Origin of the sequence: Caulobacter mirabilis (genome assembly GCF_002749615.1) — a bacterium.
Lineage (GTDB): Bacteria > Pseudomonadota > Alphaproteobacteria > Caulobacterales > Caulobacteraceae > Caulobacter > Caulobacter mirabilis.
Map to the genome: position 1 here is coordinate 487,163 of NZ_CP024201.1, position 22,750 is coordinate 509,912.

A 22,750-nucleotide genomic window follows, 5' to 3' on the forward strand; every position below is an offset into this window, starting at 1 on the left:
CCACGTCAGTCGCCTAAGCGCCCCCTACTCGTCCTTCACCCGCCGCTTGCGGAAGCTCGGGTTCAGGACCTTCTTCCGCAGGCGGATGTTCTTCGGCGTCACCTCGACCAGCTCGTCTTCCTCGATGTAGGCGATGGCCTGTTCGAGGGTCAGGCGGCGCGGCGGGGTCAGGCGGATGGCCTCGTCCTTGCCGCTGGCGCGGACGTTGGTCAGCTGCTTGGCCTTCATCGGGTTGACGTCCAGGTCGTCCGACCGGGCGTTCTCGCCGATGATCATGCCCTCATAGGTCTTCTCGCCGGCGCCGACGAACATGGTGCCGCGCTCTTCCAGGTTCCACAGGGCGTAGGCCGCCGTCTCTCCGTCGGAGTTGGAGATCAGCACGCCCTTGCGCTGCTGGTCGATGGCGCCCTTGTAGGCCTCGTAGTGGCTGAACACGCGGTTCAGCACGCCCGAGCCGCGGGTGTCGGTCAGGAACTCGCCCTGGTAGCCGATGAGGGAGCGCGAAGGCGCCGACAGGCTGATCCGGGTCTTGCCGGCGCCCGACGGACCCATGTCGCGCAGCTCGGCCTTCCGGGCGCTGAGCTTCTCGATGACGATGCCGGTGAACTCCTCGTCGACGTCGATCATGACGTCCTCGATCGGCTCCAGGCGCTCGCCGGTCTCCTCGTCCTTCTTGAAGACGACGCGCGGACGGCTGATCGAGACCTCGAAGCCTTCGCGGCGCATGCCTTCGATCAGCACGCCCAGCTGCAGTTCGCCGCGGCCGGCGACTTCATAGGCGTCGCGCTCGGTGGTCTCGGTCACGCGGATGGCGACGTTCGACTCGGCTTCCTTCAGCAGGCGGTCGCGGATGACCCGGCTCTGGACCTTGTCGCCTTCGCGGCCGGCCAGCGGGCTGTCGTTGACCGAGACGGTCATCGAGATGGTCGGCGGATCGATCGGCTGGGCGGGGAGGGCGTCCATGACCTCCAGGGCGCAGAGGGTGTCGGCCACGGTGGCCTTGGACATGCCGGCGATGGCGACGATGTCGCCGGCCTCGGCGCCCTCGTCGACCGGCTGGCGCTTCAGGCCGCGGAAGGCCAGCACCTTGGTGATGCGGCCCTGTTCGATGGTCTTGCCGTCACGGTCCAGCGCCTTGATCGGCATGCCGGGGACGGCCTTGCCGCTCTCGATGCGGCCGGTCAGCAGGCGGCCCAGGAAGGGGTCGCTTTCGATCAGCACGTTCAGGATCTGGAACGGCTTGTCCTTGTTGGCCTCGACCTTCGGCGCCGGCACATGGTCGACGATCAGGTCGAACAGGGGGCCCAGGTTGTCGTTCGGCTGGTTCAGGTCCATCGTCGCCCAGCCGTTGCGGCCCGAGGCGTAGATGTGCGGGAAGTCGAGTTGCTCGGGCGTGGCGCCGATGGCCTCGAACAGCTCGAGAGTTTCCAGGTGCACCCGGTCGGGGTCTGCGTGGGCGCGGTCGACCTTGTTGATGCAGAGGATGGGGCGCAGGCCCATCTTCAGCGCCTTGGTCAGCACGAACTTGGTCTGGGGCATGACGCCCTCTTCTGCGTCCACCAGGATGACGCAGCCGTCCACCATGCCGAGGATGCGCTCGACCTCGCCGCCGAAGTCGGCGTGGCCGGGGGTGTCGATGATGTTGATGCGGGTCTCGCCGGCCTTGCCGTTCCAGAGCACCGAGGTGCACTTGGCGAGGATGGTGATGCCGCGTTCCTTCTCCTGGTCGTTGGAGTCCATGGCGCGTTCGACCGTCGCCTCATTGGCGCGGAAGACGCCGGACTGGGCGAGCAGCTGGTCCACGAGGGTGGTCTTGCCATGATCGACGTGGGCGATGATGGCGATGTTGCGCAGGGACATTGATACGACTTTGTGGGGAGGGTATAGGGCGCGCGCTTTTACGCGACTGCGAGCCGTTTATCCACCCCGGCCGCGTGACGCGGTTTTGAGCGCCCCCAAACGGCTGTTTTTATTCACCAATGTGTGAAAACGAGCAGCCCCTGCTCGCCGATTGTGCATTGCAACATGAGCGTGGCGGGCAACGAATGACCTTGCGGAACAGGGATTCTCGCAGGGCTTTCGAGAAAATCTCTGCCGGAGGGCACATTTTCCCCTTGCCTGTTTGTGCGCCGCACACTAGAAAGACCCTGTGAGGCGGCGCTGCCGCCTCTGCCCTTCCTGGGCGTTTCCTCCCTAATGAACTGCGGCGCCGTATGGCGCCGCTTTTTTTTGGCCTGAGCCCCAGCCTGGCGCTCCGGGGGGCCTCAGGCGGGCGCGAGGCGCGGCCAGTCGGCCGCCAGGATCCTCGCCAGCCGGCCGACATCCGCCGTCAGCTTCGCCAGGCCCGCGGTCGGCTCGAGGGTCGCCTCATCCAGATAGAGCGCGCGGTTGATCTCGATCTGCAGCGCGTGGGTCTTCTGCTGCGGCTTGCCGTAGTGCTCGGTGGTGTAGCCGCCGGCGTAGGGGGCGTTGCGCGCCACTCTATAGCCCATGCCCTCCAGCTCGCGCTCGACGAGGTCGGTCAGCTTGCGGGTGCAGGAGGCGCCGAAGCGGTCGCCCAGGACCATGTCGCAGCCCTTGCCGTGGCGGGGCGTCACCGCGGTGCGGGCGGCCGCCTCCGGCATCGAATGCCAGTCGATCAGCACCGCCATGCCGTGCGTGGCGCGGGCCCGGGCCAGCAGGCGGTCGAGGGCGTCGTGATAGGGGCGATGGGTGCCGTCCACCCGAGCCTGGGCCTCGGCGAAGGTCAGTTTGCGGGCGTAGATCTCGCGCCCCTCGCCGGCGACGCGGGCGATCGCGCCCAGGCCGGCCGCGACCCGGGCCGTCCGCCCCCGGGCGAAGTCCGGCAGCTCATCGGAGAACATCGTGGGGTCCAGCTCCCACGGCTCGCGGTTCAGGTCCATCCAGGCCCGGCCGTAGCGGGCCAGGATCACCGCCGCGCCCAGTTCGGCGGCGGGGGTCACCATCGCGTCGACGAAGGCGTCCTCCGAACGGCGCAGGACCTCCGGCAGCACGGCCGAGGCTTCCAGCATCGCCGGCGGGTAGAGCCGGCCGGAGTGCGGCGAGGCGAAGACCAGCGGCGTGGGCGGCGGATCGGCGGCGATCACCTCGAACGCCGGCGTTTCCGCCGTCGTCGCTCCGGATTCGGGGAGGGGCTGCCAAGCGTTCATCGGGGGCATGATGGCGGCGACGCGGGGCGCGGGTCAAAGCCTTTCCATCCCCGATTCCGGGCGGCTTATCCCCAGCCGACATTCGCGCGAGAGGCGCGGTTCATCGCGCCTTTACGCCTGGGCGGCTATGGTCCGCGCCCTAGATTGCGTCCGAGAGACCGAAACCGACCATGCCGCGCATCCTCCTGGCCGAAGACGATGATTCCCTGCGCAACTTCCTGGCGCGGGCTCTGGAGCGGGCCGGCTACGAAGTGACCGCCTGCGCCGACGGCGAACAGGCGGCGGCGGTGCTCGACGAGGACTGGGACCTTCTGCTGACCGACATCGTCATGCCCGGCATGGACGGCATCGAGGTCGCGCGCCATGCGGCCGCGCGCCATCCCGGCCTGCGCATCATGTTCATCACCGGCTTCGCCGCCGTCGCCCTGACCGCGGGCGAGCGGGCGCCGGCCGGCGCCAAGGTGCTGTCCAAGCCCGTCCACCTGCGCGAGATCGTGCAGGAGGTCGAGCGAATGATGGCGGCGGCCTGAAACTTCTTTCCGGGGGCTGTTGCAAGCGCGGAAAAGCGCCGCTATACCCCCGGCCTCCCCGGTAAGGACGCGTAGCTCAGCGGGAGAGCACTACGTTGACATCGTAGGGGTCGCTGGTTCAATCCCAGCCGCGTCCACCATCCTTTCCCCGTCGGAACAGCACCGGAATCGCCGCCATCAGGCGTCACGGCTGCGCGGGTCGAAGCCGCGCAACAGCGCGTCCAGTCCATAGTCGAACAACAGATCGAAATCCGCCATTAGCCCGGTCTCCACCACGGCTCGAAGGCGCGGCAGATCCTGGGCGGACGCATCACCCAGACCCCGGGCGATGCGACGGTCCGTCTGAAGTCCGGTAGACGCCTTGGCTTCGTGGGCTTCCTGCGACTGCACCTGCCGGAGCACGTGGTTCACCATCGTCGCGTAGATCAGCCAGGCGTCCCGCGGCGCAAGGCCGCCGGCCTGCAGCACGCCCAACGCACGGTCGATGATCGCGTACTGGCGTCCGGCGGTCGGGCCCGCGACCACCATGTAGTCCGCCGCCCCAGGGTGGGCGAGCAGGCTCTTCCGGGCGCGATGCGCGAACTCGCGCAACCAGTCGCGCCAGTCGCCGCCGCTGTCCGGCGGCGAGAAGTCGCCGGTGATCCGATCGACCAGGGCGGCCAGCAGCTGATCACGGCCGCCGAAATGGTAGTGGATCGAGGCGTCCGAGACCCGCATCCGCGCGGCCAGGCCCCGCACCGACAGGCTCCGAAGATCGCATTCGGCCGCGTAGTCGAGAATCAGGTCTCGGGAGATCGAGGCGGGACGCCCGCGGCGGCCGCGCGTTGCTGATTTTTCAAGCATGCTCAAGAATAATTGACCAGGGCCCAGCCCGCAACCAACGTCCCGCCGAACTCACGGCGGAGAGGGCGGATGAAGGTCTGGATGTTCCTGGGCGGGGTGGTCGTTCTGGCTATAGGCGGCGGTCTGGCCTGGGCCTGGTTCGCCCATCGCGCCGATTCCTGCGCCGCGCCGGCCTCGCGCTTCGGCGTCTATTGCCCGGCCACGCCGGCGCCGTACGACGGCTACGTCCGCACCTCGACCTACGTCGACCTGCCGGGCGGGCGCCGGCTGGCGGTGGACGTCCTGCGGCCTACCCGACGGGGGCAGGTGGAGGCCCGACCTCTGCCCGTGCTGTACGAGCACACGATCTACAACCGGGCCATGACGGTCGTCCGCGACGGGACGGTGACCGACGCCGCCATGCTCGGCCTGACACCGGCGTCGCGGACGATGCTCAAGCTCATGAGCCTGACCAGCGGCGGCGAGGTGGTGGTCGACCAGGCGCGCATGCGGCCCTGGGTCGGGCGGCTGCTGCGGCAGGGCTATGTCGTCGTCGCCGCCGACGCCTCCGGGACCGGCGCTTCGTTCGGAACGCCGCCGACGTCGTTCGAGGCGTTCGGCCACGAAGCGGCGCTGATGATCGACTGGATCACCGCCCAACCCTGGTCGGACGGGCGGGTCGGCATGTACGGCCAGTCGTTCACCGCCATGATCGCCGTCGCGGCGTCCGCTCAGGGGCGTCCGGCGCTGAAGGCGGTCTACGGCGCCTCGACCGCGCTCGACGCCTACCGGGCGGTGGGCTACCGCGGCGGGATCCGCGATACGGGCTTCAACACGCCCTATGTCCTGCTGACCAGTCAGCTGGACGGTCTGGCGACGCCTGTCACCGGCGCGGAGGGCGCTTTGGACGCGGCCCGGAAGCAGCGCCGCGGCGAGGGCTTCTCTCAACGCGTCGCCGAGTTGGGCCGGACACGCGCCTTCCTGGACGATCCGCCGACCGCCGATGGCCTGACCTGGCCCGGAATGTCGCTCTATCCCCTGCTGCCGCGGATCAAGGCGGGGCGCACGCCGATCTATCTGGAGGCCGGCTGGAACGACATCTTCACCCGCGACACCCTGCTGCTGTACGCCAACCTGCAGGGGCCGCGGCGGGTGACGGTCCGGCCCTGGCGTCACCGCCTGCTGACCAAGGCCGATGTCGACCTGGATCCTGGCGTCGAGGCCGCGCGCTGGTTCGATCGCTGGGTGCGAGGCCGGGACACCGGGGTCGACCGGGAGCCGGGGGTTCATCTGGCGCTGATGGACTTCGATGGCTTCTGCGCTTGGACGCCCCGGAGCGCATGGGAGGTCGGGGGGGCGCGGCAGGACCTGTTCCTCGCCGCAGGCGGCGAGCTCTCGACAGGCCGCGCCGCCGCGTCCGGCATCGTCCGAAAGGCCGCCGACCTTTCCGCGACGACGGGGCGCGACAGCCGTTGGAACGGCGTGATCGGCGCCGGCGTCTATCCCGATCTGGCCGCCAACGACCGGAAGGGCGTGGTCTTCACCACCGCGCCCCTGGAGATCCCTCTGGAGGTGATCGGCCATCCGACCCTGCGGATCGCCGTCAGCGCCCAGGCGCGCGACGACGCCGAGATCGTCGCGTTGTTGGAGGACGTCGCGCCCGACGGCCGGGTTCGCTACGTCTCCGAGGGCGCGCTGCGGGCGTCTCATCGCGCGCCGGCCGTCGCCCCCTACAACGCCCTGGGGCTGCCGTTCCATGACCATCGCCGAACCGCGCTGCAACCGCTGAGGTCCGGCGAGGCGGTCACGTTGAGTCTCGATCTTCAGCCGATCGCCTATCGTTTCGCCAAGGGGCACCGCGTGCGGCTCGCGCTGCAGACCGCGGACGCCGACAACCTCGCGATCACGGCGCCGCCCTATGTGCTGGGCGTTCACTGGGGCGGCGGCGACCCGGCGCGCCTCTCGCTTCCCATCGGAGCCGCGACACCGGGCGCCTGTTCAGGGCGCCGATAGGAGCCAACCATGCATGACATGACCGCCATCGCCGCCGAGCTCGCCGAACTGCGGTTGGACGCGCCCACGCCGGACGCCATGATGGACTGCATGCGGGTGCTCGAGACGTTCAATCAGTGCGCGCTGGGCGTGATCCGCTTCGCGGGCGTCACGCCCTGGGAACGGCATCCGGACGACGAGTTTCTCTATGTCCTGGAAGGCGCGGTGGAGCTGACGGTTCTCGCCGACGGCCAGCGGCGATGCGAGGCCCTGGCGGCGGGCTGCGCCGGGGTGGTTCCGGCGGGGGCCTGGCACAGGCAGAGCGCGCCGGGCGGCGTGGCCCTGATCTACGTGACCTCCCGCGAAGGCACTGAGCACTCCGACGCCGAGACTCCGTGACGGCGTTTCTCCGTCAGCCTCCAGATCCGCGATACAACGACAGCAGCCACTGCGGCGCGGCGTTGGCGATGGTGAGCGACTGGGCGGCCAGCCGTTGTTGGACCTGCAGCGCCTGCAGTCTGGCGCCTTCCTTGGCGAGGTCGGCGTCGACCAGATTGCCGACGCCGGTCTGGACGACATCGCTCATCCGCCCCGTCTGCGCGCCTGTTCGATTGAAACCGGCCAAACGTTCGCCGAAGTAGGTCGCCGCCTGGATCGCCAGCTTTCCGGCGACATCGATCGTCGCCAGGATCGTCTCCGGCGTATCCCAGTTCAGCGCGTCGAGCCGGAGTCCCGCCGCGGTGAGGTCGCGTGACGATGCCCGCAGGTGCGAGTCGCCGCGCGGGTTCGCCAGGAAGTCGTAGTGGATGAGTCCGAAGCCCGGCTCCTGCCTGCCGCTGGTTCCGGCCGCGGTCGCCGGCAGGGGGGCGTTGGCCGCATTCAGCGAGAGGGAGCTGACCACCCAGGCGCTCTCCGGCGTTCCGCCGCCTTCGTTGAAGCGGAACGACAGGGGCCCGCCGGCCGGATCGTAGTCGAAGCTGATCGTCTGACGGCCCGAGACCGCCGCCGCCGGACCCACCGCCCCTCCGCCGGCGGCATAGGCCTGGCCGGACGCGGCCACTCGCACGCCGCCCTGCCATATCTCGACCCGGTCGGCGTCGCCGAAGGCGTCGAAGGTCATGTCCATGCGCCCGGCCTGGCCGCCGGCGTCCAGGGTATAGGTCGAGCTGGAGCCCTGGGGCCGCACCCCGAGCGCCCGGCCGACCTGTTCCGGGTCCGCCGACGGCAGGGGCGGGTCGAACTCGGCGGAGGTCCCGATGACCGTCGACACCGTGGTCTGGCGCGCCGGCGGCGGATCGGCCGGATCCTGCAGCACGGCGCCGCTGAGCTTCCAGGCCGTGCCGGAAACCGAGACGTTCTCGTTGAAGCGGAACTCGATCGTCTGCCCGTCGGCGGGGTCGTAGTCGAACGACAGCAGGTGCTGGTTCGAAACCGCGGCGCCTGGGCCGACCGCGCCGCCGCCGGGCGCGTAGGCCTGGCCGGTGGCCGCCACCCTGGTCCCGTTCTGCCAGATCTCGACGATGTCCGGAGCGCCGTAGGCGTCCAGCAGCAGGCTGATCCGGCCGCCCGTCGGGCCCGCGTCAACCGCGATGGTCTGGGAGTTGGTTCCGCTGGCGGCGGCGACCGCGGCGGCGAACGACGGCGGGGTCAGCGGCGAGGTCGGCAGACTGTAGCCTTCGCTCGTGGAGGTCGCGTGGGTGGAGCCCTCGGGCAGGGCGCTCATGCGATCGTTGAACACTCGCAGCGGCTGTTTGAGCGTGGTGAGATAGGTGGTCTCGGTCCGGGTGTTGATCGTCGCCCGGCCGGTCAGCAGGTTCACGCCGTCGAAGTCGGTTCCCTTGGCGATCTGGTCGATCTGGCGGGTGATCGCCTCCATCTCGCTCCGGATCGCGGCCTTGGCGACTGTGTCCAGCGTGGCGTCGTTGTAGGCGACCGCGCGTTCCTTCAATCCGACGAGAAGGTCGCTGATGCGTTCGGCGCCGGCGTAGGCGACGTCGAGGATCGACTGCCCCCGGGCCAGCCCCTGGCCGACGACCTGCCAGCCGGAGACTTCCGCGCGCATGCCCTGGGCGATAGAGAAGGTCGCGCCGTCGTCCTTCGGGCCGGCGATCCGTAGTCCTGTGGCGATGCGGGTCTCGCTCGCGCGGAGCTGGTCGGCCGCGGCGTTGAGCGCCCGCAGCGCCTGAAGCGCGGCTCTGTTGGTGTTTATCGACGACAAGGCGGCGCCCGAAATCCTGGACTGTCCTCGTCTAGGAATCCGGGGGCGGGCGGAACAATACGGCGTTTGCCTGATATGCGACCTCTGCCGGTCGGCGCGGTCGGCGGTCAGCGACGACGCGCGCGGGCGCGAAAGGCGTCGATCCCGCCCCAGGCCAGCGCCAGCAGCAGGGCGTAGCTCCACACGGTGTAGGCCGTGATGTAGGCGCGGACGTCGATCCTGAGGTCCACGATGACCGCCACATGGGTGGCCGCGGTCAGCAGCTGGAACGCGGCCACCCACATCAGCCAGGCCTGCCGGAACCAGAGCGCCAGCCCGACGAAGACCACGGCGATCGCGATGTCGAGCGCGAAGACCCAGTACAGCGGGCCGGTGTTCGCCCGATCCTGAAGCGCCGCCGAGCCGATCCAGGCGGCGGCGACGATCAACGCGGTGATCACCTGGGCGCGACCGCGGGAGGCGAGAGCGAGGATGCAGGCCGCCGCCATCGCGGCGGCGCCGATCTGGCCGAACAGGGTCGTAAACAAGGCCGGAGCCTCCAGGAGGAAACTCCGGCCACTTAGAAAGGAAGTTTGGCGGTTCGGTAAAGGTCAGGCCGCGCGAATGTGACGGGCCGCGCCTTGGACCGGCAGCCGGGGGGTGTCTTCGGCGGGTTTGTCGAGGCCTCCGAGGGCCACGGCGCCGAGGCCGATCTGGTGCTGGACGTCTGACAGCTCGCGATGGGTTTCGACGATGCCGCGGCGGGCCTCGGCGAGGGCGGCGATGGTCTGGCTGGTCCGGTCGATCGCGTTCTGACCGATCACGGCGGAGATATGGGCGTCGATCCGGGCGTTGGGCAGCATCGCCGTCAGGGTGGCGACAGCCGCGAGCGCGCCGTCGATGGCCGCTTCGGCGGCGAAGAGCTGGTCGGCCACCTGATGGGCGACGATCTTGCGTTTCATGACAATATCCCTCCGTCCGCGCGGCAGGGCCGCGCGCTATGTCGTTTGAAGTTTGATGATGTGTGCAGGAGGGGCTGAGGCCCCTCTTCTGGTTATTTCCAGCCGCGCATGGATTGCTGGACGGCGTAGGCGAACTGATGGCTCGCCACGACGACCGTGCTCAGCAACAGAGCTGCCAGCGCGGCGGCGCCCACGATGAGCGCCAGTCGTCGCAGCGGCGTCAGGTCATGGAGGAGCCCTCCTCCCGACCGCCCCGGAACGACTCGTCCGCGATCACCCATGCGATGCAGAGGATCTCCTTGAGGACGTGCCCCGAAGGCAGATAGCGCGCCTGTTTCCGGGTCGCGGAAACCAGTGTCTCCACCATGTCCTGCTGGTGCCGGCTCGCCGCCAGGTCCCGCAGCGCGTCCTCCAGCTGGTTCCAGCTCCAGACCGGCATGTCGGCCGCGGGATTCCAGAGCTGTACGCTGGTCGCCGCCGTCAGCGGCATATCGATATCGTCCATCGTCGTCTCCGCGTCTCGATGACGTGGAGGCTGGGGGCGTGTCGGGGATCGAGGCTAGCCCTTCCGATCCACCCCCTAAATCGTTGAGGGGGGTGAGGCCGCTCTCATAGGCGACCAGCAGCAGGGCCGCGTCGCGCCGGGTGGGCACGCCGAGGCGGCGGCGCGCCTCGTTCAGGTGGCCGTCGACGGTGTGTTGCGAGATCCGGAGGCGTCGGCCGATTTCCTTGGAGTGCAGATGATCGGCGACCAAGCGCAGGCATTCACGCTCCCGTGGCGTGAGCTTCTCGATGATCGTTGGATCCTGCGATGCCCCCATGGCGACGAGGTAAATCCCCATTAGTCCTTTCGTCCACAGAATATCACGTCGGCCGGCCGAGCGGGGGCGAAGGAACGCTCAGTCGATCTGCCGGTGGAAGGCGACCATGGAGGCGATCGGCGCGCCGAACAGAGACAGGCGCACGGACTTCATCGCCACGTCCGGGGCGAGCAGGGTGAATCGCGTCACGAACCGGAAACGCGGCCCTTTCGGCTGCACCGGCCTCAGGAACGACAAGACGTAGTCGCAGCCGTCGTAGCGCCCTTCGATGCCTGAGCCGACCAGCGCTTCGGCGGCGGCGTAGCGACCGTCCATGCCGCGTCGCATGGCCCAGCGCCATTCCTCCTGGCCGCCGTCGTCCCAGACGAACAGCTCGTCGAGATGAAGCGCCTGGTAGGCCTCGTCGAGGCGTCCTTCGGTATGGATGCGGCAGCGGCGGACGATCTGCCCGAACGGGCCCTTGGCGACTCCCCAGCCTTCGGTCCGCCCCAAGAAGAAGCTCTCGGGGCGAAAAAGTCTCGCCGGCTCGAAAGAGTCACCGTCCACGTGCGCCCTTTCTCCCCGCCGCCAGATCATCGTGATCCTAGCGGACGGCTCCCGACGCCGTCACCACAGTCGTCCGGCGCGTAATGTCGCGGTGATCCGCAGCGTTCCCGTATGAGGGGTGCGGCATTGTGTCCGCACCCCCTGTCGCGCGAGCTACCCGCCGGACTTCTTGGTCTTGCGGGCGGCTTTCATGGCGGCCACCTCATCGGGCGTCAGCTTGGTCAATTTGGTGACCTTGCACCGCTGGGGCCCCATCGCCGACCGGACCAGCAGGTCGACATCCAGCCCATCGCAGATGCTCGTGCCGCCGCCACGGGTCTCGATCCCGATGCTCAGCGCGCTGTCCAGATCCAGGCAGCGGCTGAACAACTCGGCTTTGTAGACGTCCTTCGCGCCGACGTAGAGATAGGCGGTCTTCTCGTCGCGGTCGGCGCTCCAGCCGTTCACCTGGCTGGCGAAAAAGCAGGATCGCTGCGGCTTGGCGGCGGCCGGAGTCTGGCTCGTCGGCGTCTGGAACGCAAAGGCCGCGCCGGCCGTGAGGGCCAGGGCGCCGACCACGGACGATACGATGATGGTCTTCATGCTTGGGGTCTCCTGAAGCGAGGGCCCCGTCCCGGGCGCACCATAGCGCGAAGGCTTGGTCAGGACGAGGTCTTGCGACGGGCGCGCCGCGCGAAACGGACCGGGTCGATCAGGCTTCCGAGCGGTTCCGGAAGCGGCGAGGGATGGCCCAGGGCCAGCGCGACCAGGTGCTCGGCCAGCAGCGGGGCGAGGCAGAAGCCGCGGGAGCCGAGGCCAGCGAGGACAAAGGCGTTGTCGGCGAGCCGGCCGGCCAGCGGCAGGCGGTCGGCCGTCGCCGCGCGAACCGAGGCGCGCCCTTGCAGGGCGTGAGCGTCGAGGCGACCGGCGAGGTCGGGCAGCAGGGTCGCCAGCTGGGCCAGGTTGCGCTGGTGGTCGGCGGGGTCGAGGGTCTCGTCGTCACGGTCGCGATCGTGCGTTGCGCCGAACAGCAGGCCGTCGCGGGTCGGCGCGGCGTAGCCGCCGAAGCTGATCGCCTGGCCGAGCCGCGCTTCGGTGGTCCAGCTGGCCTGGCCGCGGATGGGCTGCAGCGGCGGCCCATCCAGCAGCGTTGTCGACCTATGGCCGGCGGCGAGACAGACGATGTCGACTTCGGCCAGCAGGGCGTCGTCGGCGCTCCGGAGGCGCCATCCGGCCCCGATGGACTCAAGACGCGCGACGCTCTCCCGCCGGACCGTTCCGGCCCAGGCCGCGAGCAGGGGCGCCGGCTCGATCACCAGGCCGTCCTTGAACAGGACGCCGCCTGGGAGCCCGGGAGCATCCGCCAACGCGGCGGTTTCGGCCTGATCCAGGGGGACGACAGACCCCGGCGCGAACAGATCGCTGTCGGCCACGGTTCGGAAGCGCGCGCCGTCCCGATCGGTCCGCTCGAGCAGCAGCGTGTGTTCGGAGATCACGACGTCGGGCGTCGCGCGATACAGATCGGCGGAGCGGGCCTGCGCCTGGGCGTAGAGGGCGGCGACGGGGCCGAGGCTGGCGTCGACCCGCGGCGAGACCAGGGCCGCCGGATTGCCCGACGCGCCGCCGCCCGCGCCGCGCGGGTCGAAGACCTCGACGGCGGCTCCGGCCAGCCGGAAGGCGCGCGCCAGGCTGGCGCCGGCGATGCCTGCGCCGATCACGGCGACGCGGCGGCGAGGCGGAACCGGCGCCGGGCCGCCGGGCATCGAGGCCTCCAGCCGCTCCCGCTTGCGGCCGAAGCCGGGGCGTTTCTCCACGGCGAAGCCGGCGGCCTGCAGGCCTCGCCGCACCGCGCCCGCGACGGTGAAGGTGGCGACGCGGGCGCCGGGCGCGCTGCGGGCGGCGACGAGGTCGAGAACCTCCTGCCGCCACATCGCCGGATTGGAGGCCGGCGCGAAGCCGTCCAGGAACCAGGCGTCGGCGCGACCTTGCCACTGCGTCAGCGCCTCGGCCGCGTCCATGACTGCCAGGTCGATCACCGCGTCCAGGTTCGGCAGGTCCAGGCGGTGAAAGCCCCGCGCGCGGCGCGGCCAGGCGGCGAGCAGCGGGGCGGCGACCGGCTCAAGCTCCGGCCAGCGGGCCAGCGCGCGGGCGGCGTCATCGACCGCCAGCGGGTGCCGCTCCACGCTGAAGACATGCAGCCGGCCGCCCGGCGGCCGTTCCCGGCGCCAGAGGTCCAGCAGCGCCGCGATGTTCAGGCCCGTGCCGAAGCCCAGCTCCCCGATCACGAACCGCTCGCGATCCCGCCAGGCGTGGGGCAGGTCGGCGCCCGCGAGGAACACCGCCCGGGTCTCGGCCAGGCCGTCGTCGGACGAGAAGTAGACGTCGCCGTACAGACCCGACCGGGGCAGGCCGTCTTCGCCCCAGGTGAGGGCCGGATCGATCGGAGGGGCAGCGGTCATCGTCTAGGGAAGAGGGGGCTACGCAACAGAAAAGGGCCGCTCTTTCGAGCGGCCCTTCCCATAACGCTTTGCGCGTCGAAGCGCTTACTTCTTCTCGGGCTCGGCGGCCGGAGCAGCCGGGGCGGCCGGAGCCGAAGCAGCGGCGGCGGCGTCAGCCGGAGCAGCGGCGGCGGCGTCGGCGGCGGCGCCGGCGGCCGTGGTGGCGGCGGCGGCGGCGTCGGTCGCGGCGGTCGCAGCCGTGTCGGCGGCGGCGGTGGCGTCGGTCGCGGCGGCGGCGGCCGTGTCGGCGGCGTCAGCGGCCTTTTCGGCCGGCTTGCCGCAGGCGGCGACGGACAGAGCGGCGACGGCGGCGCCGGCGACGAGCAGCTTGCGGAGCATATCGGAGGTCATGGCAAAGTCCCCTGTGAGGAATTTTGGAGCGCCCCACGGGGGAGCGCAGTAAGGGACTATGCAGCGATATGACGCGCGCGCAAGCGCAGACTTCACGCCGGTGTGATCACATTTTTCGCTCGACGAACGTCGGTCAGGCTTCGTTCGGTATGTTGGCAAGGGCTTCTTCGAGTTCGAGGAAGCTGGGCTGTGAGCCGGACGGGACGCTGCCGCGGCCGATCTCGACCGAAATCTGCGCCGCGTTGCCGTGCAGGTGGGCGACCAGCACCGACTGGATGATTCGGTAGAAGGCGCCTTCCTCGTCGACGACCGCCTTGAGGCGCGCCGCCAGCGGGCCGACCAGGCCATAGGCCAGGAACACGCCCAGGAAGGTGCCGACGAGAGCGCCGCCGATCATGCCGCCGAGCACTTCCGGCGGTTCGGTGATCGAGCCCATGGTCTTGATGACCCCGAGCACGGCGGCGACGATGCCGAGGGCGGGCAGGGCGTCGGCGAGGTTCTGCAGGGCGTGGGCCGGCTCCTGCGCCTCGTGGTGGTGCTTCTCGAGCTGCTTCTCCATCGCATCCTCGACCTGGTGGGGATCCTCCAGATTCATGGTCATCATCCGCAGCGTGTCGCAGATGAAGTCGACGGCGAAGTGGTCCTTCGTGATCTTCGGGAAGCGCGAGAAGATGCTGCTCTCGGCCGGTTTTTCGATGTGGCTTTCCAGGGCGATGACGCCCTTGGACTTCATGGTCTTGGTCAGCAGGAACAGCAGCGACAGCAGGTCGCGGTAGTCCGAGGCCTTCCACTTCGGCCCCTTGAAGGCCTTGCCCAGGCCGCTGAGCGTGCCCTTGATCACCGGCAGGGAGTTGGAGATCAGGAAGGCGGCGACGCCGGCGCCGCCGATGGCCATCATCTCATGGGGCAGGGCATGGGTGATCACCCCCATCTTCCCGCCGGAGATGATGTAGCTGCCGAACACCAGCGCGAAGAGCAGCACGATGCCGATAATCTGGAACATGAGTGGGTCGCCGCCCCGCGAATTCGATCGGGCCCAACATGGCCGTTAATGCTTAATGCGGCGTGTGCGCTGTCGCTGTGTGATCATTGATCGCCGAAGCCCGTTGCGCTCGGGAATCAGCGCGCCTAACAGTGCTTAGATGATGAAGGATGGAGACGCCGCCTCGAAGCCTGCCCTGGCCCCGCGGTCGTTCGCGATCCTGTTCGCGGTTTCGGTGGTGGTGGCGATCGGCAACACCGGGCTGATGTCCATCCTGCCGGCCATCGGCCGGAGCATCAGTGTTCCGGACGCCTTCATGGCGGCCATCTTTTCCCTCTCCGCGCTGTTGTGGGCGATCATGTCGCCGATCTGGGCGCGGGAATCCGACAAGCGCGGCCGCAAGCCGCTGATCATGCTGGGCCTTGGCGGCTTCGCGGTCTCGATGCTGTGCTGCGGCCTGGTGGTCAGCGCCGGCCTGAACCATCTGGCGCCCTGGTACGTGATCTTCCTGGTCTTCCTGCTGGCGCGGGCGCTGTTCGGCCTGATCGGCTCTTCGTCCAACCCGGCGACCCAGGCCTACGTCGCCGAACGCACCAGCCGCGCCGAACGCACCCAGCAGATGGCCGCCCTGGCCGGCGCCTTCGGTCTGGGCACGGTGATCGGACCCTTCGTGGCGCCGCTGTTCAACCTGCCGATCGTCAGCCTGGCCGGGCCGCTCTACGCCTTCTCGCTCCTGGCGGTCGGCATGCTGATCGTGGTCTGGAAGGGCCTGCCGGAAGAGCCGGTCGCGCGCGAGACCCGACGTATCGCCAGCGCGGGGCTGTGGAAGGATCCGCGGCTGCTGCCGTTCCTGATCTACGGCTTCCTGGTCGCCACCTGCCAGACGGCCCAGGGCTACACCCTGGGCTTCATGATCATCGACAAGCTCAAGGTCAGCCCGATCGAGGCCCTGGGCTACATCTCGGTCGCCATGGCGGCGGGCGCGATGGCCGGGCTGCTGGCCCAGTGGGGCCTGATCCGCATGTTCAACATGGGGCCGAAGGTGCTGCTGCGTTGGGGCGTGGCCCTGGCCTGCCTGGGCAACCTGATGACCGCCTTCGCGCCGGACTACTGGACCGTCGTGGCCGGCTTCGCGATCGCCGCCCTGGGCTACGGCTTCGCCCGGCCAGGCTTCACCGCCGGCGCGTCGCTGACGGTCAACATGCACGAGCAGGCCCAGGCCGCCGCGGCCATCGCGGCGGTGAACGGGCTGAACGTGATCATCGCGCCGCTGTTCGTGGCTCTCTACGAGGCGGTGTCCTGGGCGCCGTTCCTGCTCAACGCGACGATCCTCGCCGGGCTGATGGTCTACGCTTTCAAGAACCGGGTCCTGCGCGAGGCCGGCGAGAAGGTGTCCGACAGCGAAGCCGAGGACGAGTCGACCTTGGCCCTGCTCGAGCGCCGGGACGAAGGCGGAGGCTAGAGCCCCGCCTCGGCGCGCAGGCGACGAACGATATCCGGCGACAGGTAGCCGTCGGCAGGCAGGCCGCGCGTCTGCTGCCAGGCCCGTAGCGCCACCCGCGTGTTCACCCCGATGACCCCGTCCGGCTCGCCCGGATTGAAGCCGAGCTGGGCGAGAGCGGTCTGCGCCGCCTTGCGGTCGGCCAGCGACAGCGGCGTCTCCTGGGGCCAGGGGCGGGTCAGTTGGCCGCCCCCCGAGAAGGCTTCGGCCAGGGTTCCGACGCCGAGGGCATAGGCCGTGGAATTGTTGTAGCGGCGGATCGCCATGTGGTTCGGGAAGATCAGGAACAGCGGACCGCCCGCGCCGGCCGGGGCGATCAGGCTGGCCTGGGCGGCGCGGTCGGCCGCGCTCCAGGGGCGGTTGTCCGCCCGGCTGACGCCGAGGGCGGCCCATTCGTCCGGCGTCTTCTTCGGCCCCTCGACCACCGAATAGTCGAAGTCGCCGACGACCATGACCTCCTGGTGCCAGCTTTCGCCGCGCCGCCAGTTGGCCTTGGCCATGTAGTTCCCGGTCGAGAACAGGGCGTCGGCGGTCGACCCCCAGATGTCGCGCTGGCCGTCCCCGTCGCCGTCGACGGCCGTCGACAGGAACACGGTCGGCAGAAACTGGGTCTGGCCCATGGCGCCGGCCCAGCTGCCTTTCAGGCGGCTGCGCGGGGCTTCGTTCGAGCCGATGATCTTCAGGGCGGCGATCAGTTCGCCCTCCGCCCAGGCGCGGCGACGGCCGTGGGCCGCCAGGGTGGCCAGCGATCGGACCACATCCATGTCGCCCTGGATCTTCCCGAACGCCGATTCCAGCGCCCAGATGGCCAGGACGATGTCGCGCGGGGTCCCATAGCGCTGCTCGATCGTCGACAGATAAGGCAGGCTGTCCCGGAACCGGCGTCCTTGGGCGATGCGGTCGGCGCTGGTCACGCCCTTCACATAGTCGCCGATCGGCTTGGAGAACTCGGGCTGGCGGGAGTCGGACGCCTCGGCGCGCGGGTCGGGCGTCAGGCCGGCCAGTTCGCGGTCCAGTACTGACGACGGCACGCCGGCGTCGCGGGCGCGGCCGTAGAAGCCGCTGAGCCAGGCGTCGAAGTTCGGGTCGCCGGAGCCGGCGTTCGAGGCAGGTTGCAGCGTGGCTTGTGGCGCGGGTGACGGCCCGCCCGCCAGGCGCGGTTCGAGCTGGGGGTCCGCGCAGCCGGCGACGGTGAGGACGAGAAACGAACGACGATCCATGCGCAGACCCTAGTCGGAGGCCGGGGTGCGCCTCAATCACAAGCCCGCGAAAAGGCTTAACGCTGAAAGAGGCCTCAAGAGGGCCGCCGAAGAAGGCCGCAACCGTTGACTCTCAGGGCCCGGGCCCGTATAGCCGCCCGCTCTGGAAACAACCGGGTTCCCAGGGGCGCACCTGTACGCGCCCGGGCCGCCCGATAAACGGTAGACTAGGGTCATGAAGGTCAGAAGCTCGCTGAAGTCGCTGAAGAGCCGCCACCGCGACTGCAAGCTCGTGCGTCGCAAGGGCCGCATCTACGTGATCAACAAGACCGACCCGCGCTTCAAGGCCAAGCAAGGCTAAGCAGCGTGCGCGCGCCCAGGGCTGTTCTCTGGGACGTCGGCAACGTGATCGTGGACTGGAGTCCGCGGCGCCTCTTTACGAAGATCTTCCAGGAACCGGCCGCTTGCGACCGGTTCCTTTCGTCTGTCTGCACCATGGACTGGCACGCGGAGACGGACCGCGGCGTTTCTCCCGAGGAGAACACCGTCCGGCTGGCGGCCCAGCATCCCGAATTCGAAGCTGAGATCCGCGCGTGGTGGGACCGCTGGGACGAGATGTTCGACGGCGCGATTCCCGAGACCGAAGCGGTCATGGAGGCGCTGGCCGAGCGCGGCGTGCCGCAGTTCGCCCTGACCAACATGTCCCACCGCGCCTGGCCCGGCGTGCGGGCCATGTCGCCGGTCTTCCGTCACCTGCGCGATTCGATCGTCTCGGCCGAGGAGGGGCTGATCAAGCCGGACCCGGCGATCTACGAGGTCGTCCTGCGTCGAGCGGGTCTGGAGTCGCAGGACTTTCTGTTCATCGACGACTCGGCCCCTAACATCGAGGCCGCCAGGGCGATGGGGTTCCATGTCCACCGGTTCGAGGAACCGGCGAGACTATGGCCCGCCCTGACGGCCTTCGGGCTCCTGGCGGCCTAGGCCGCGTCGCGCCGGTAGACCTGCAGTCCGGCCTGTTCCCGGGCGCCGGGGACGTCGTAGGCGATCTCAAGGGCCAACTGATAGACCGCGTTGCGTCCGTTCGCCGCGTCGGGGTGGCGAACCACCTCTCCGCCGGGAAGGCGGACGCCCGGCCCGGCCAGGGCGGCGAGGGCCTGCGCCGCCCAGAGCAGGCCTTCCTCCTCCAGAACCGCAATTTCGCAGGCGTCCCGGTGCTCGTTGCGGGTCTGGACGAAGCTCGCGAAATGATGAGGTTCGAGGCGAAGAGAGACCTGCGGCTTTTCCTGTTCCATGAGCCAGAAGCCGGCCGCCGTGAGGCTTCCGCGCACGGCGGCGGACGGGGCTGAGGCGAAGACCTGCTCATAGCCTCCGTGCTGAGGGGTGTTTTCGAGGGCTTTGTAGATGGCCTCGGAGGCGAGGATCTTGGGGGCCAGGAAGCGCCGCTGGAACGCCGGGGCGATGAAGTGCCCGAACAGACGCGACAACTTCAGATCGGCGTCACGCTGGTGGCCGGCGCGGGATTTGATGGGCTGAAAGATGTCTTCCGAGAAGACTGCGCCAAGAATGGCGTCGGGATTGTTCGCACGATCGGCCGGAACTGCGACCGTGGCGCGATGACTTTGGACCGCGCTCAGGATGCGGTCGTAGTCATCTCCCATGAGGCCTCCGGCGGCCTTGGCCTTGTCCGCGAGGGGGACGGCCCACTCCGCTGGGGGAGTCCGGAGTTCGATCTCGGGGGTTTGGGTTTCAGGGGACTGGGTCTCGACGCTGGTAAAGTGATCTCGGCCCATGGGGCCCTCCCGTATTGTGTCCTGTTAGCAGTGGGGGCTGAAGCCGACCTGGAGCAGCTTGGGTTCCGGCCGGGGGGTTTCTAGGACGTGGTTGATCTGGGTCACGATCGGGTGGCGGGTGTGTCGGGGCATGTCGGGGCTCCTTCCAGTTGTAGGCAGCATTCAAACTCGTCTTCACAATTCGTCAATAGTGAACGTTCTTGGCGATGTGACGGTCACTGATTTGTGAAATCCGTCGAATTTTAACGAATTCGGGTTTCGCTGTACCCAGAACGGGGATAAGGCTCCCCGGCACATTGCGCGGGCGCGCGCAGGAAACAGGAGCGCCAGATGTCCAGTAAGGGAGCCTTGAGGCTCATCACCCGGCACCAGGATAACGAAGATGAGCGGTCGCCCGACGCGACCGAGGGCGAGGTGATCGCCTACAGCACCACGACGTCGTTCACCGTGAGGGGCCGCGGCGAGCGCTATCGCGCTGGCGGCGTGGTCTATCACGCGCCCGACCCTCTCGATGAGGGCGGACGGGTCCGCTACGGCCAGGGGCTGTATCGACAGTTCGCCTCGCATCTGAAGTACGCGAGCGAGAAGGCCGACCTGCTCGATCCGCAGGAGTTCCACGCGCTCTTCTGGATGGGCGGGCGGATGCTCCAGAACCTCGATGAGATCGCACGCGAGCAACGGGTCAGCATGGCTACCGTGAATCGGTGGATGAACGGCCTGATCACTCCGCCCGCGCACCGTCGCCGCGGTTGCCTGGCCTCCATGGTGGCGGCCATCGAGCAGGAGATGCACGGCGAAACCCCGCCGCCGCCGCTGCGCGAGTACACCCGTCGCGGCGCAGCGCCGAAGCGTCCGAAGCGGCTGGGATAGCTGTCGGTGGCCTGTGGATAGAAATATCCCAGGCCATGACACTCCAGGCCTGGGTTACTATGTTGCGCGCCATCTGAAACTTGAGATTGCCCGAACCCATGGCCGACGACGCCCACTCGATCGAAGTCCTCAACACCACCGCCCAGGGCCAGCTGAAGGCCATCCTGGAGCGGATCGAACGCCTGGAAGAGGACAAGGCCGCGGTCATGGCGGACCTCAAGGAGGTCTACGCCGAGGCCAAGGGCAACGGCTTCGACACCAAGATCATCCGCAAGGTCGTGCGCATCCGTAAGACCGACCGGGCCAAGCGGCAGGAAGAAGAGGCGCTGATCGACCTCTACATGTCCGCCATCGGGGAAGTTTGAAGCGCGCCGCGCCAGACCTGAAGGCGCAGGCCAAGCGGGCCGCGCTCAATGCGTTGAGGCGCGCCCGCCGGACGGCCGACAAGGCCGGTATCGAACTGTCCGAATGGGAAGGCGAGTTCCTCGGCTCGGTCGAGGATCGCCTCAAGACCTACGGCCGCGCCTTCGGCGATCCCGAGAAGGGCGCGGCCGGCCAGGCCCTCTCGATGCTGCAGGCGGTGAAGCTCAAGGAGATCGCCGCCAAGGCCAAGGGCGAGAAGAAGCCGATGGGGCGCAAGCCCATGCGGCGGCGGCCGGCGGAGTAGTTCTCAGAGTCCTCGCCAATCCTCACATTCCTCTCCCACCGGGAGAGGGGGACCGCCCGGAGGGTGGTGGAGAGGGCCCTCGGCGGAAACTCCAGGCGTCGGCGTGCAGACAGCCGCCTTAGACCCCCTCCACCACCCTTCGGGTGGTCCCCCTCCCCCTGCGGGGGAGGAGCGGGTAGGCTCCTTCGATGCGAAGCCTTTCTGTCCTCCTCGCCGCTCTCCTGTTCGCCGGCTGCGCCCAGCCGGCTTCACCGGCGGCGGAGGTCGCCGCCTGCCGCCTGCCCGAGCAAGTCGCCCCCGCGCCGTCGTACAGGCCCCGCGCCGAGGAGATCGTCCGGGACGTCCCGACGGCGCTCTACATGCTGGCCCTGACCTGGGCGCCGGAGATCTGCCGCACCCGGGGCGAGGACCCGGACAACGCCGTCCAGTGCAAGACCAACGACTTCGGCTTCGTGCTGCACGGCCTGTGGCCCAACGGCGCTGAGCGCCGGCATCCGCGCTACTGCGGTCCGGCGCCGAAGTTGTCGGCGGAGACGGTCCGCGAGCACCTGTGCATGACGCCCTCGGCCGAGATGCTGCAGCACGAATGGGCCGCGCACGGCACCTGCGGCTGGGACAGTCCCGACGCCTATTTCGACCAGGCGGCCAAGCTCTGGGACGGCCTGAAGCGTCCGGCGCTGACCGGCCAGACGATGACCGCCGGCGAGATCCGCGACGCCTTCAAGGCGGCCAATCCATGGGTCGCGAGGGACGGGATCTACATCAAGGCGGCCAGCGGCAACTGGCTGGAGGACGTGCGGCTCTGCTATGACCTGCAGTACCGGCCGATGGCCTGCCGCGGCGTCGGGGCGCCGGACCACGTGGTCCTGAGGCTGGCCCCGCGCCGAACCCCCTAACCCTTTCCTAACGCCTCGCGCCGCAGTGTAGCGGCGGGACAAAACGTCCCGCGGTCGCAAAACGCGGCCGGACCTGGAAACACGGGCTCTGTCGTCGATGCCGATGAACAGCATCAACACGAACGTCGGCGCGATGATAGCGCTGCAGAGCCTCAATGCGATCAACGCCGAGCTGTTCACCGTGCAGCGGCGGATCAGCACCGGCTTCAAGGTCGGCAGCGCCAAGGACAACGGAGCCATCTGGGCCATCGCCCAGAACCAGCGCGCCGAGTCGCGCTCCCTGAACGCCGTGAAATCCTCCCTGCAGCGCGGACAGTCCATCGTCGACGTGGCGATCTCGGGCGCCGAGAGCGTCTCCGACCTGCTGACGCAGATGAAGGAAAAGGCGCTCGCCGCCTCCGACACCACGCTGGACACGGCCGCCCGCGCGGCGCTGAGCGAGGACTACGTCGCCCTGCGCCGGCAGATCGACAAGGTCGCGGCCAACGCGGAGTTCAGCGGCGTCAGCCTGATCTCGGCGGGCGGCGCGGGCAACGTCAAAGCTCTGGCCAACAGCAGCGCCACCTCGACCATCGACGTCGACCATATCGACCTGTCGACGACGGGCGCGGCGATCTCCGGCACGGTCGCGGACCTGACCGGCACGATCGGGACGGCCGAGCTGACGGCGATCGACAACGCCATGAAGGCGGTCAACGCCGCGGCCGGGCGGCTCGGGACGGGCGCCAAGGCGCTCGATACGCACCTGACCTTCGTCGGCAAGCAGCAGGACACGATCGACGCCGGCGTCGGCCGCCTGGTCGACGCGGACCTGGCCAAGGAGAGCGCCCGCCTGCAGGCGCTGCAGGTGCAGCAGCAGCTGGCGATCATCGCCCTGGGCATCGCCAACCGCGCGCCGTCGCTGCTGCTGCAGCTGTTCCAGCAGCGGTGAGTTTCATCCGGTCATCCCGGCGAAGGCCGGGACCCTGTCGGGGTCT

At 69.1% G+C, this 22,750-nt stretch carries 24 protein-coding genes, 1 tRNA gene and 3 pseudogenes; 12 read left to right on the plus strand and 16 right to left on the minus strand.

Annotation, left to right across the window (positions count from 1 at the left end; all coding sequences use genetic code 11):
* Positions 1-24: 24 nt before the first annotated feature.
* Positions 25-1,860: a translational GTPase TypA gene (gene typA, locus CSW64_RS02325; RefSeq protein ID WP_099620588.1), complete on the minus strand. Its 1,836-nt coding sequence runs from the start codon at positions 1,858-1,860 to the stop codon at positions 25-27.
* A gap of 404 nt (positions 1,861-2,264) precedes the next feature.
* A complete protein-coding gene (locus CSW64_RS02330) occupies positions 2,265-3,170 on the minus strand; it encodes an N-formylglutamate amidohydrolase (protein ID WP_099624081.1) in 906 nt (301 codons plus the stop codon).
* 170 nt (positions 3,171-3,340) lie between these two features.
* Here CSW64_RS02330 and cpdR point away from each other — a divergent pair, with 170 nt between their 5' ends.
* Together cpdR and CSW64_RS02340 are read left to right on the plus strand one after the other, a co-directional pair.
* Positions 3,341-3,700 carry a cell cycle two-component system response regulator CpdR gene (cpdR, locus tag CSW64_RS02335; protein ID WP_099620589.1) on the plus strand — a complete coding sequence of 120 codons (360 nt, stop codon included), beginning with the start codon at positions 3,341-3,343 and terminating at the stop codon, positions 3,698-3,700.
* 65 nt (positions 3,701-3,765) lie between these two features.
* Positions 3,766-3,840: transfer RNA gene (locus CSW64_RS02340), tRNA-Val, on the plus strand.
* A 37-nt stretch (positions 3,841-3,877) separates the two neighbouring features.
* Here CSW64_RS02340 and CSW64_RS02345 read toward each other — a convergent pair.
* Positions 3,878-4,543, minus strand: a complete 666-nt coding sequence (locus CSW64_RS02345; protein ID WP_150131307.1) for a TetR/AcrR family transcriptional regulator — start codon at positions 4,541-4,543, stop codon at positions 3,878-3,880.
* Positions 4,544-4,612: 69 nt separating this feature from the next.
* Here CSW64_RS02345 and CSW64_RS02350 point away from each other — a divergent pair, with 69 nt between their 5' ends.
* Positions 4,613-6,535, plus strand: coding sequence for a CocE/NonD family hydrolase (locus CSW64_RS02350; protein WP_099620591.1), 1,923 nt, complete (start codon positions 4,613-4,615; stop codon positions 6,533-6,535).
* 9 nt (positions 6,536-6,544) lie between these two features.
* Complete coding sequence (locus tag CSW64_RS02355; protein WP_099620592.1) at positions 6,545-6,913, plus strand: cupin domain-containing protein; 369 nt, start codon at positions 6,545-6,547, stop codon at positions 6,911-6,913.
* 13 nt (positions 6,914-6,926) lie between these two features.
* Here the strand turns inward: CSW64_RS02355 and CSW64_RS22510 are convergent.
* The 11 genes and pseudogenes from CSW64_RS22510 to motA all read right to left on the minus strand — a co-directional run.
* Positions 6,927-7,094, minus strand: a pseudogene (locus tag CSW64_RS22510) (flagellin); the annotation flags it as partial.
* 1,227 nt (positions 7,095-8,321) lie between these two features.
* A pseudogene (locus CSW64_RS22455) lies at positions 8,322-8,915 on the minus strand (flagellin); the annotation flags it as partial.
* Positions 8,840-9,259, minus strand: coding sequence for a hypothetical protein (locus tag CSW64_RS21735; RefSeq protein ID WP_150131309.1), 420 nt, complete (start codon positions 9,257-9,259; stop codon positions 8,840-8,842). The gene CSW64_RS21735 and the pseudogene CSW64_RS22455, both read right to left, overlap by 76 nt.
* Positions 9,260-9,322: 63 nt before the next feature.
* Positions 9,323-9,673, minus strand: a complete 351-nt coding sequence (locus CSW64_RS02365) for a hypothetical protein (RefSeq protein ID WP_099620594.1) — start codon at positions 9,671-9,673, stop codon at positions 9,323-9,325.
* A 220-nt stretch (positions 9,674-9,893) separates the two neighbouring features.
* Entirely contained in the window at positions 9,894-10,178 is a 285-nt protein-coding gene (locus tag CSW64_RS21905) for a hypothetical protein (protein WP_172448403.1), read from the minus strand.
* A 130-nt stretch (positions 10,179-10,308) separates the two neighbouring features.
* Positions 10,309-10,515: pseudogene (locus CSW64_RS02370) on the minus strand (helix-turn-helix domain-containing protein); the annotation flags it as partial.
* Between the two features lie 57 nt (positions 10,516-10,572).
* On the minus strand, positions 10,573-11,070 hold the full coding sequence (locus tag CSW64_RS02375; protein ID WP_099620595.1) for a DUF3833 family protein: 498 nt from the start codon (positions 11,068-11,070) through the stop codon (positions 10,573-10,575).
* 123 nt (positions 11,071-11,193) lie between these two features.
* Positions 11,194-11,622 (minus strand): DUF6491 family protein, encoded by a 429-nt coding sequence (locus CSW64_RS02380; protein ID WP_099620596.1) that lies wholly within the window; start codon positions 11,620-11,622, stop codon positions 11,194-11,196.
* Between the two features lie 59 nt (positions 11,623-11,681).
* Positions 11,682-13,478 carry an FAD-dependent 5-carboxymethylaminomethyl-2-thiouridine(34) oxidoreductase MnmC1 gene (gene mnmC1 / locus CSW64_RS02385; protein WP_099620597.1) on the minus strand — a complete coding sequence of 599 codons (1,797 nt, stop codon included), beginning with the start codon at positions 13,476-13,478 and terminating at the stop codon, positions 11,682-11,684.
* An 84-nt stretch (positions 13,479-13,562) separates the two neighbouring features.
* The gene (locus CSW64_RS21740; protein ID WP_150131310.1) at positions 13,563-13,868 is read right to left on the minus strand and encodes a hypothetical protein; all 306 of its coding nucleotides are present in this window, start codon (positions 13,866-13,868) and stop codon (positions 13,563-13,565) included.
* Positions 13,869-14,001: 133 nt separating this feature from the next.
* Positions 14,002-14,871 (minus strand): flagellar motor stator protein MotA, encoded by an 870-nt coding sequence (gene motA / locus CSW64_RS02390; protein WP_099620598.1) that lies wholly within the window; start codon positions 14,869-14,871, stop codon positions 14,002-14,004.
* Positions 14,872-15,010: 139 nt separating this feature from the next.
* Here motA and CSW64_RS02395 point away from each other — a divergent pair, with 139 nt between their 5' ends.
* The gene (locus CSW64_RS02395; protein ID WP_099620599.1) at positions 15,011-16,312 is read left to right on the plus strand and encodes an MFS transporter; all 1,302 of its coding nucleotides are present in this window, start codon (positions 15,011-15,013) and stop codon (positions 16,310-16,312) included.
* On the opposite strand, the gene CSW64_RS02400 is transcribed toward CSW64_RS02395, so the two are convergent.
* The gene (locus CSW64_RS02400) at positions 16,309-17,571 is read right to left on the minus strand and encodes a lytic murein transglycosylase (protein WP_099620600.1); all 1,263 of its coding nucleotides are present in this window, start codon (positions 17,569-17,571) and stop codon (positions 16,309-16,311) included. The genes CSW64_RS02395 and CSW64_RS02400 overlap by 4 nt on opposite strands.
* 214 nt (positions 17,572-17,785) lie before the next feature.
* Here CSW64_RS02400 and ykgO point away from each other — a divergent pair, with 214 nt between their 5' ends.
* Both ykgO and CSW64_RS02410 read left to right on the plus strand, forming a co-directional pair.
* A complete protein-coding gene (gene ykgO / locus CSW64_RS02405) occupies positions 17,786-17,911 on the plus strand; it encodes a type B 50S ribosomal protein L36 (protein WP_099620601.1) in 126 nt (41 codons plus the stop codon).
* 5 nt (positions 17,912-17,916) lie between these two features.
* Positions 17,917-18,531, plus strand: a complete 615-nt coding sequence (locus CSW64_RS02410) for an HAD family hydrolase (RefSeq protein ID WP_099620602.1) — start codon at positions 17,917-17,919, stop codon at positions 18,529-18,531.
* On the opposite strand, the gene CSW64_RS02415 is transcribed toward CSW64_RS02410, so the two are convergent.
* Positions 18,528-19,340 (minus strand): hypothetical protein, encoded by an 813-nt coding sequence (locus CSW64_RS02415; RefSeq protein WP_150131311.1) that lies wholly within the window; start codon positions 19,338-19,340, stop codon positions 18,528-18,530. The genes CSW64_RS02410 and CSW64_RS02415 overlap by 4 nt on opposite strands.
* A 330-nt stretch (positions 19,341-19,670) precedes the next feature.
* Between CSW64_RS02415 and CSW64_RS02420 the strand changes: the two genes are divergently transcribed.
* The 5 genes from CSW64_RS02420 (at position 19,671) to CSW64_RS02440 (ending at position 22,704) form a co-directional block, all read left to right on the plus strand.
* Positions 19,671-20,210 (plus strand): hypothetical protein, encoded by a 540-nt coding sequence (locus CSW64_RS02420; RefSeq protein ID WP_150131312.1) that lies wholly within the window; start codon positions 19,671-19,673, stop codon positions 20,208-20,210.
* Positions 20,211-20,308: 98 nt separating this feature from the next.
* A complete protein-coding gene (gapR, locus tag CSW64_RS02425; protein WP_099620605.1) occupies positions 20,309-20,575 on the plus strand; it encodes a nucleoid-associated protein GapR in 267 nt (88 codons plus the stop codon).
* Positions 20,572-20,877, plus strand: coding sequence for a hypothetical protein (locus CSW64_RS02430; RefSeq protein WP_099620606.1), 306 nt, complete (start codon positions 20,572-20,574; stop codon positions 20,875-20,877). Before gapR ends, CSW64_RS02430 begins: the two co-directional genes overlap by 4 nt.
* A 188-nt stretch (positions 20,878-21,065) precedes the next feature.
* Positions 21,066-21,773, plus strand: a complete 708-nt coding sequence (locus CSW64_RS02435; protein ID WP_099620607.1) for a ribonuclease T2 family protein — start codon at positions 21,066-21,068, stop codon at positions 21,771-21,773.
* Between the two features lie 97 nt (positions 21,774-21,870).
* Positions 21,871-22,704 carry a flagellin gene (locus tag CSW64_RS02440; RefSeq protein ID WP_099620608.1) on the plus strand — a complete coding sequence of 278 codons (834 nt, stop codon included), beginning with the start codon at positions 21,871-21,873 and terminating at the stop codon, positions 22,702-22,704.
* Positions 22,705-22,750: the final 46 nt, after the last annotated feature.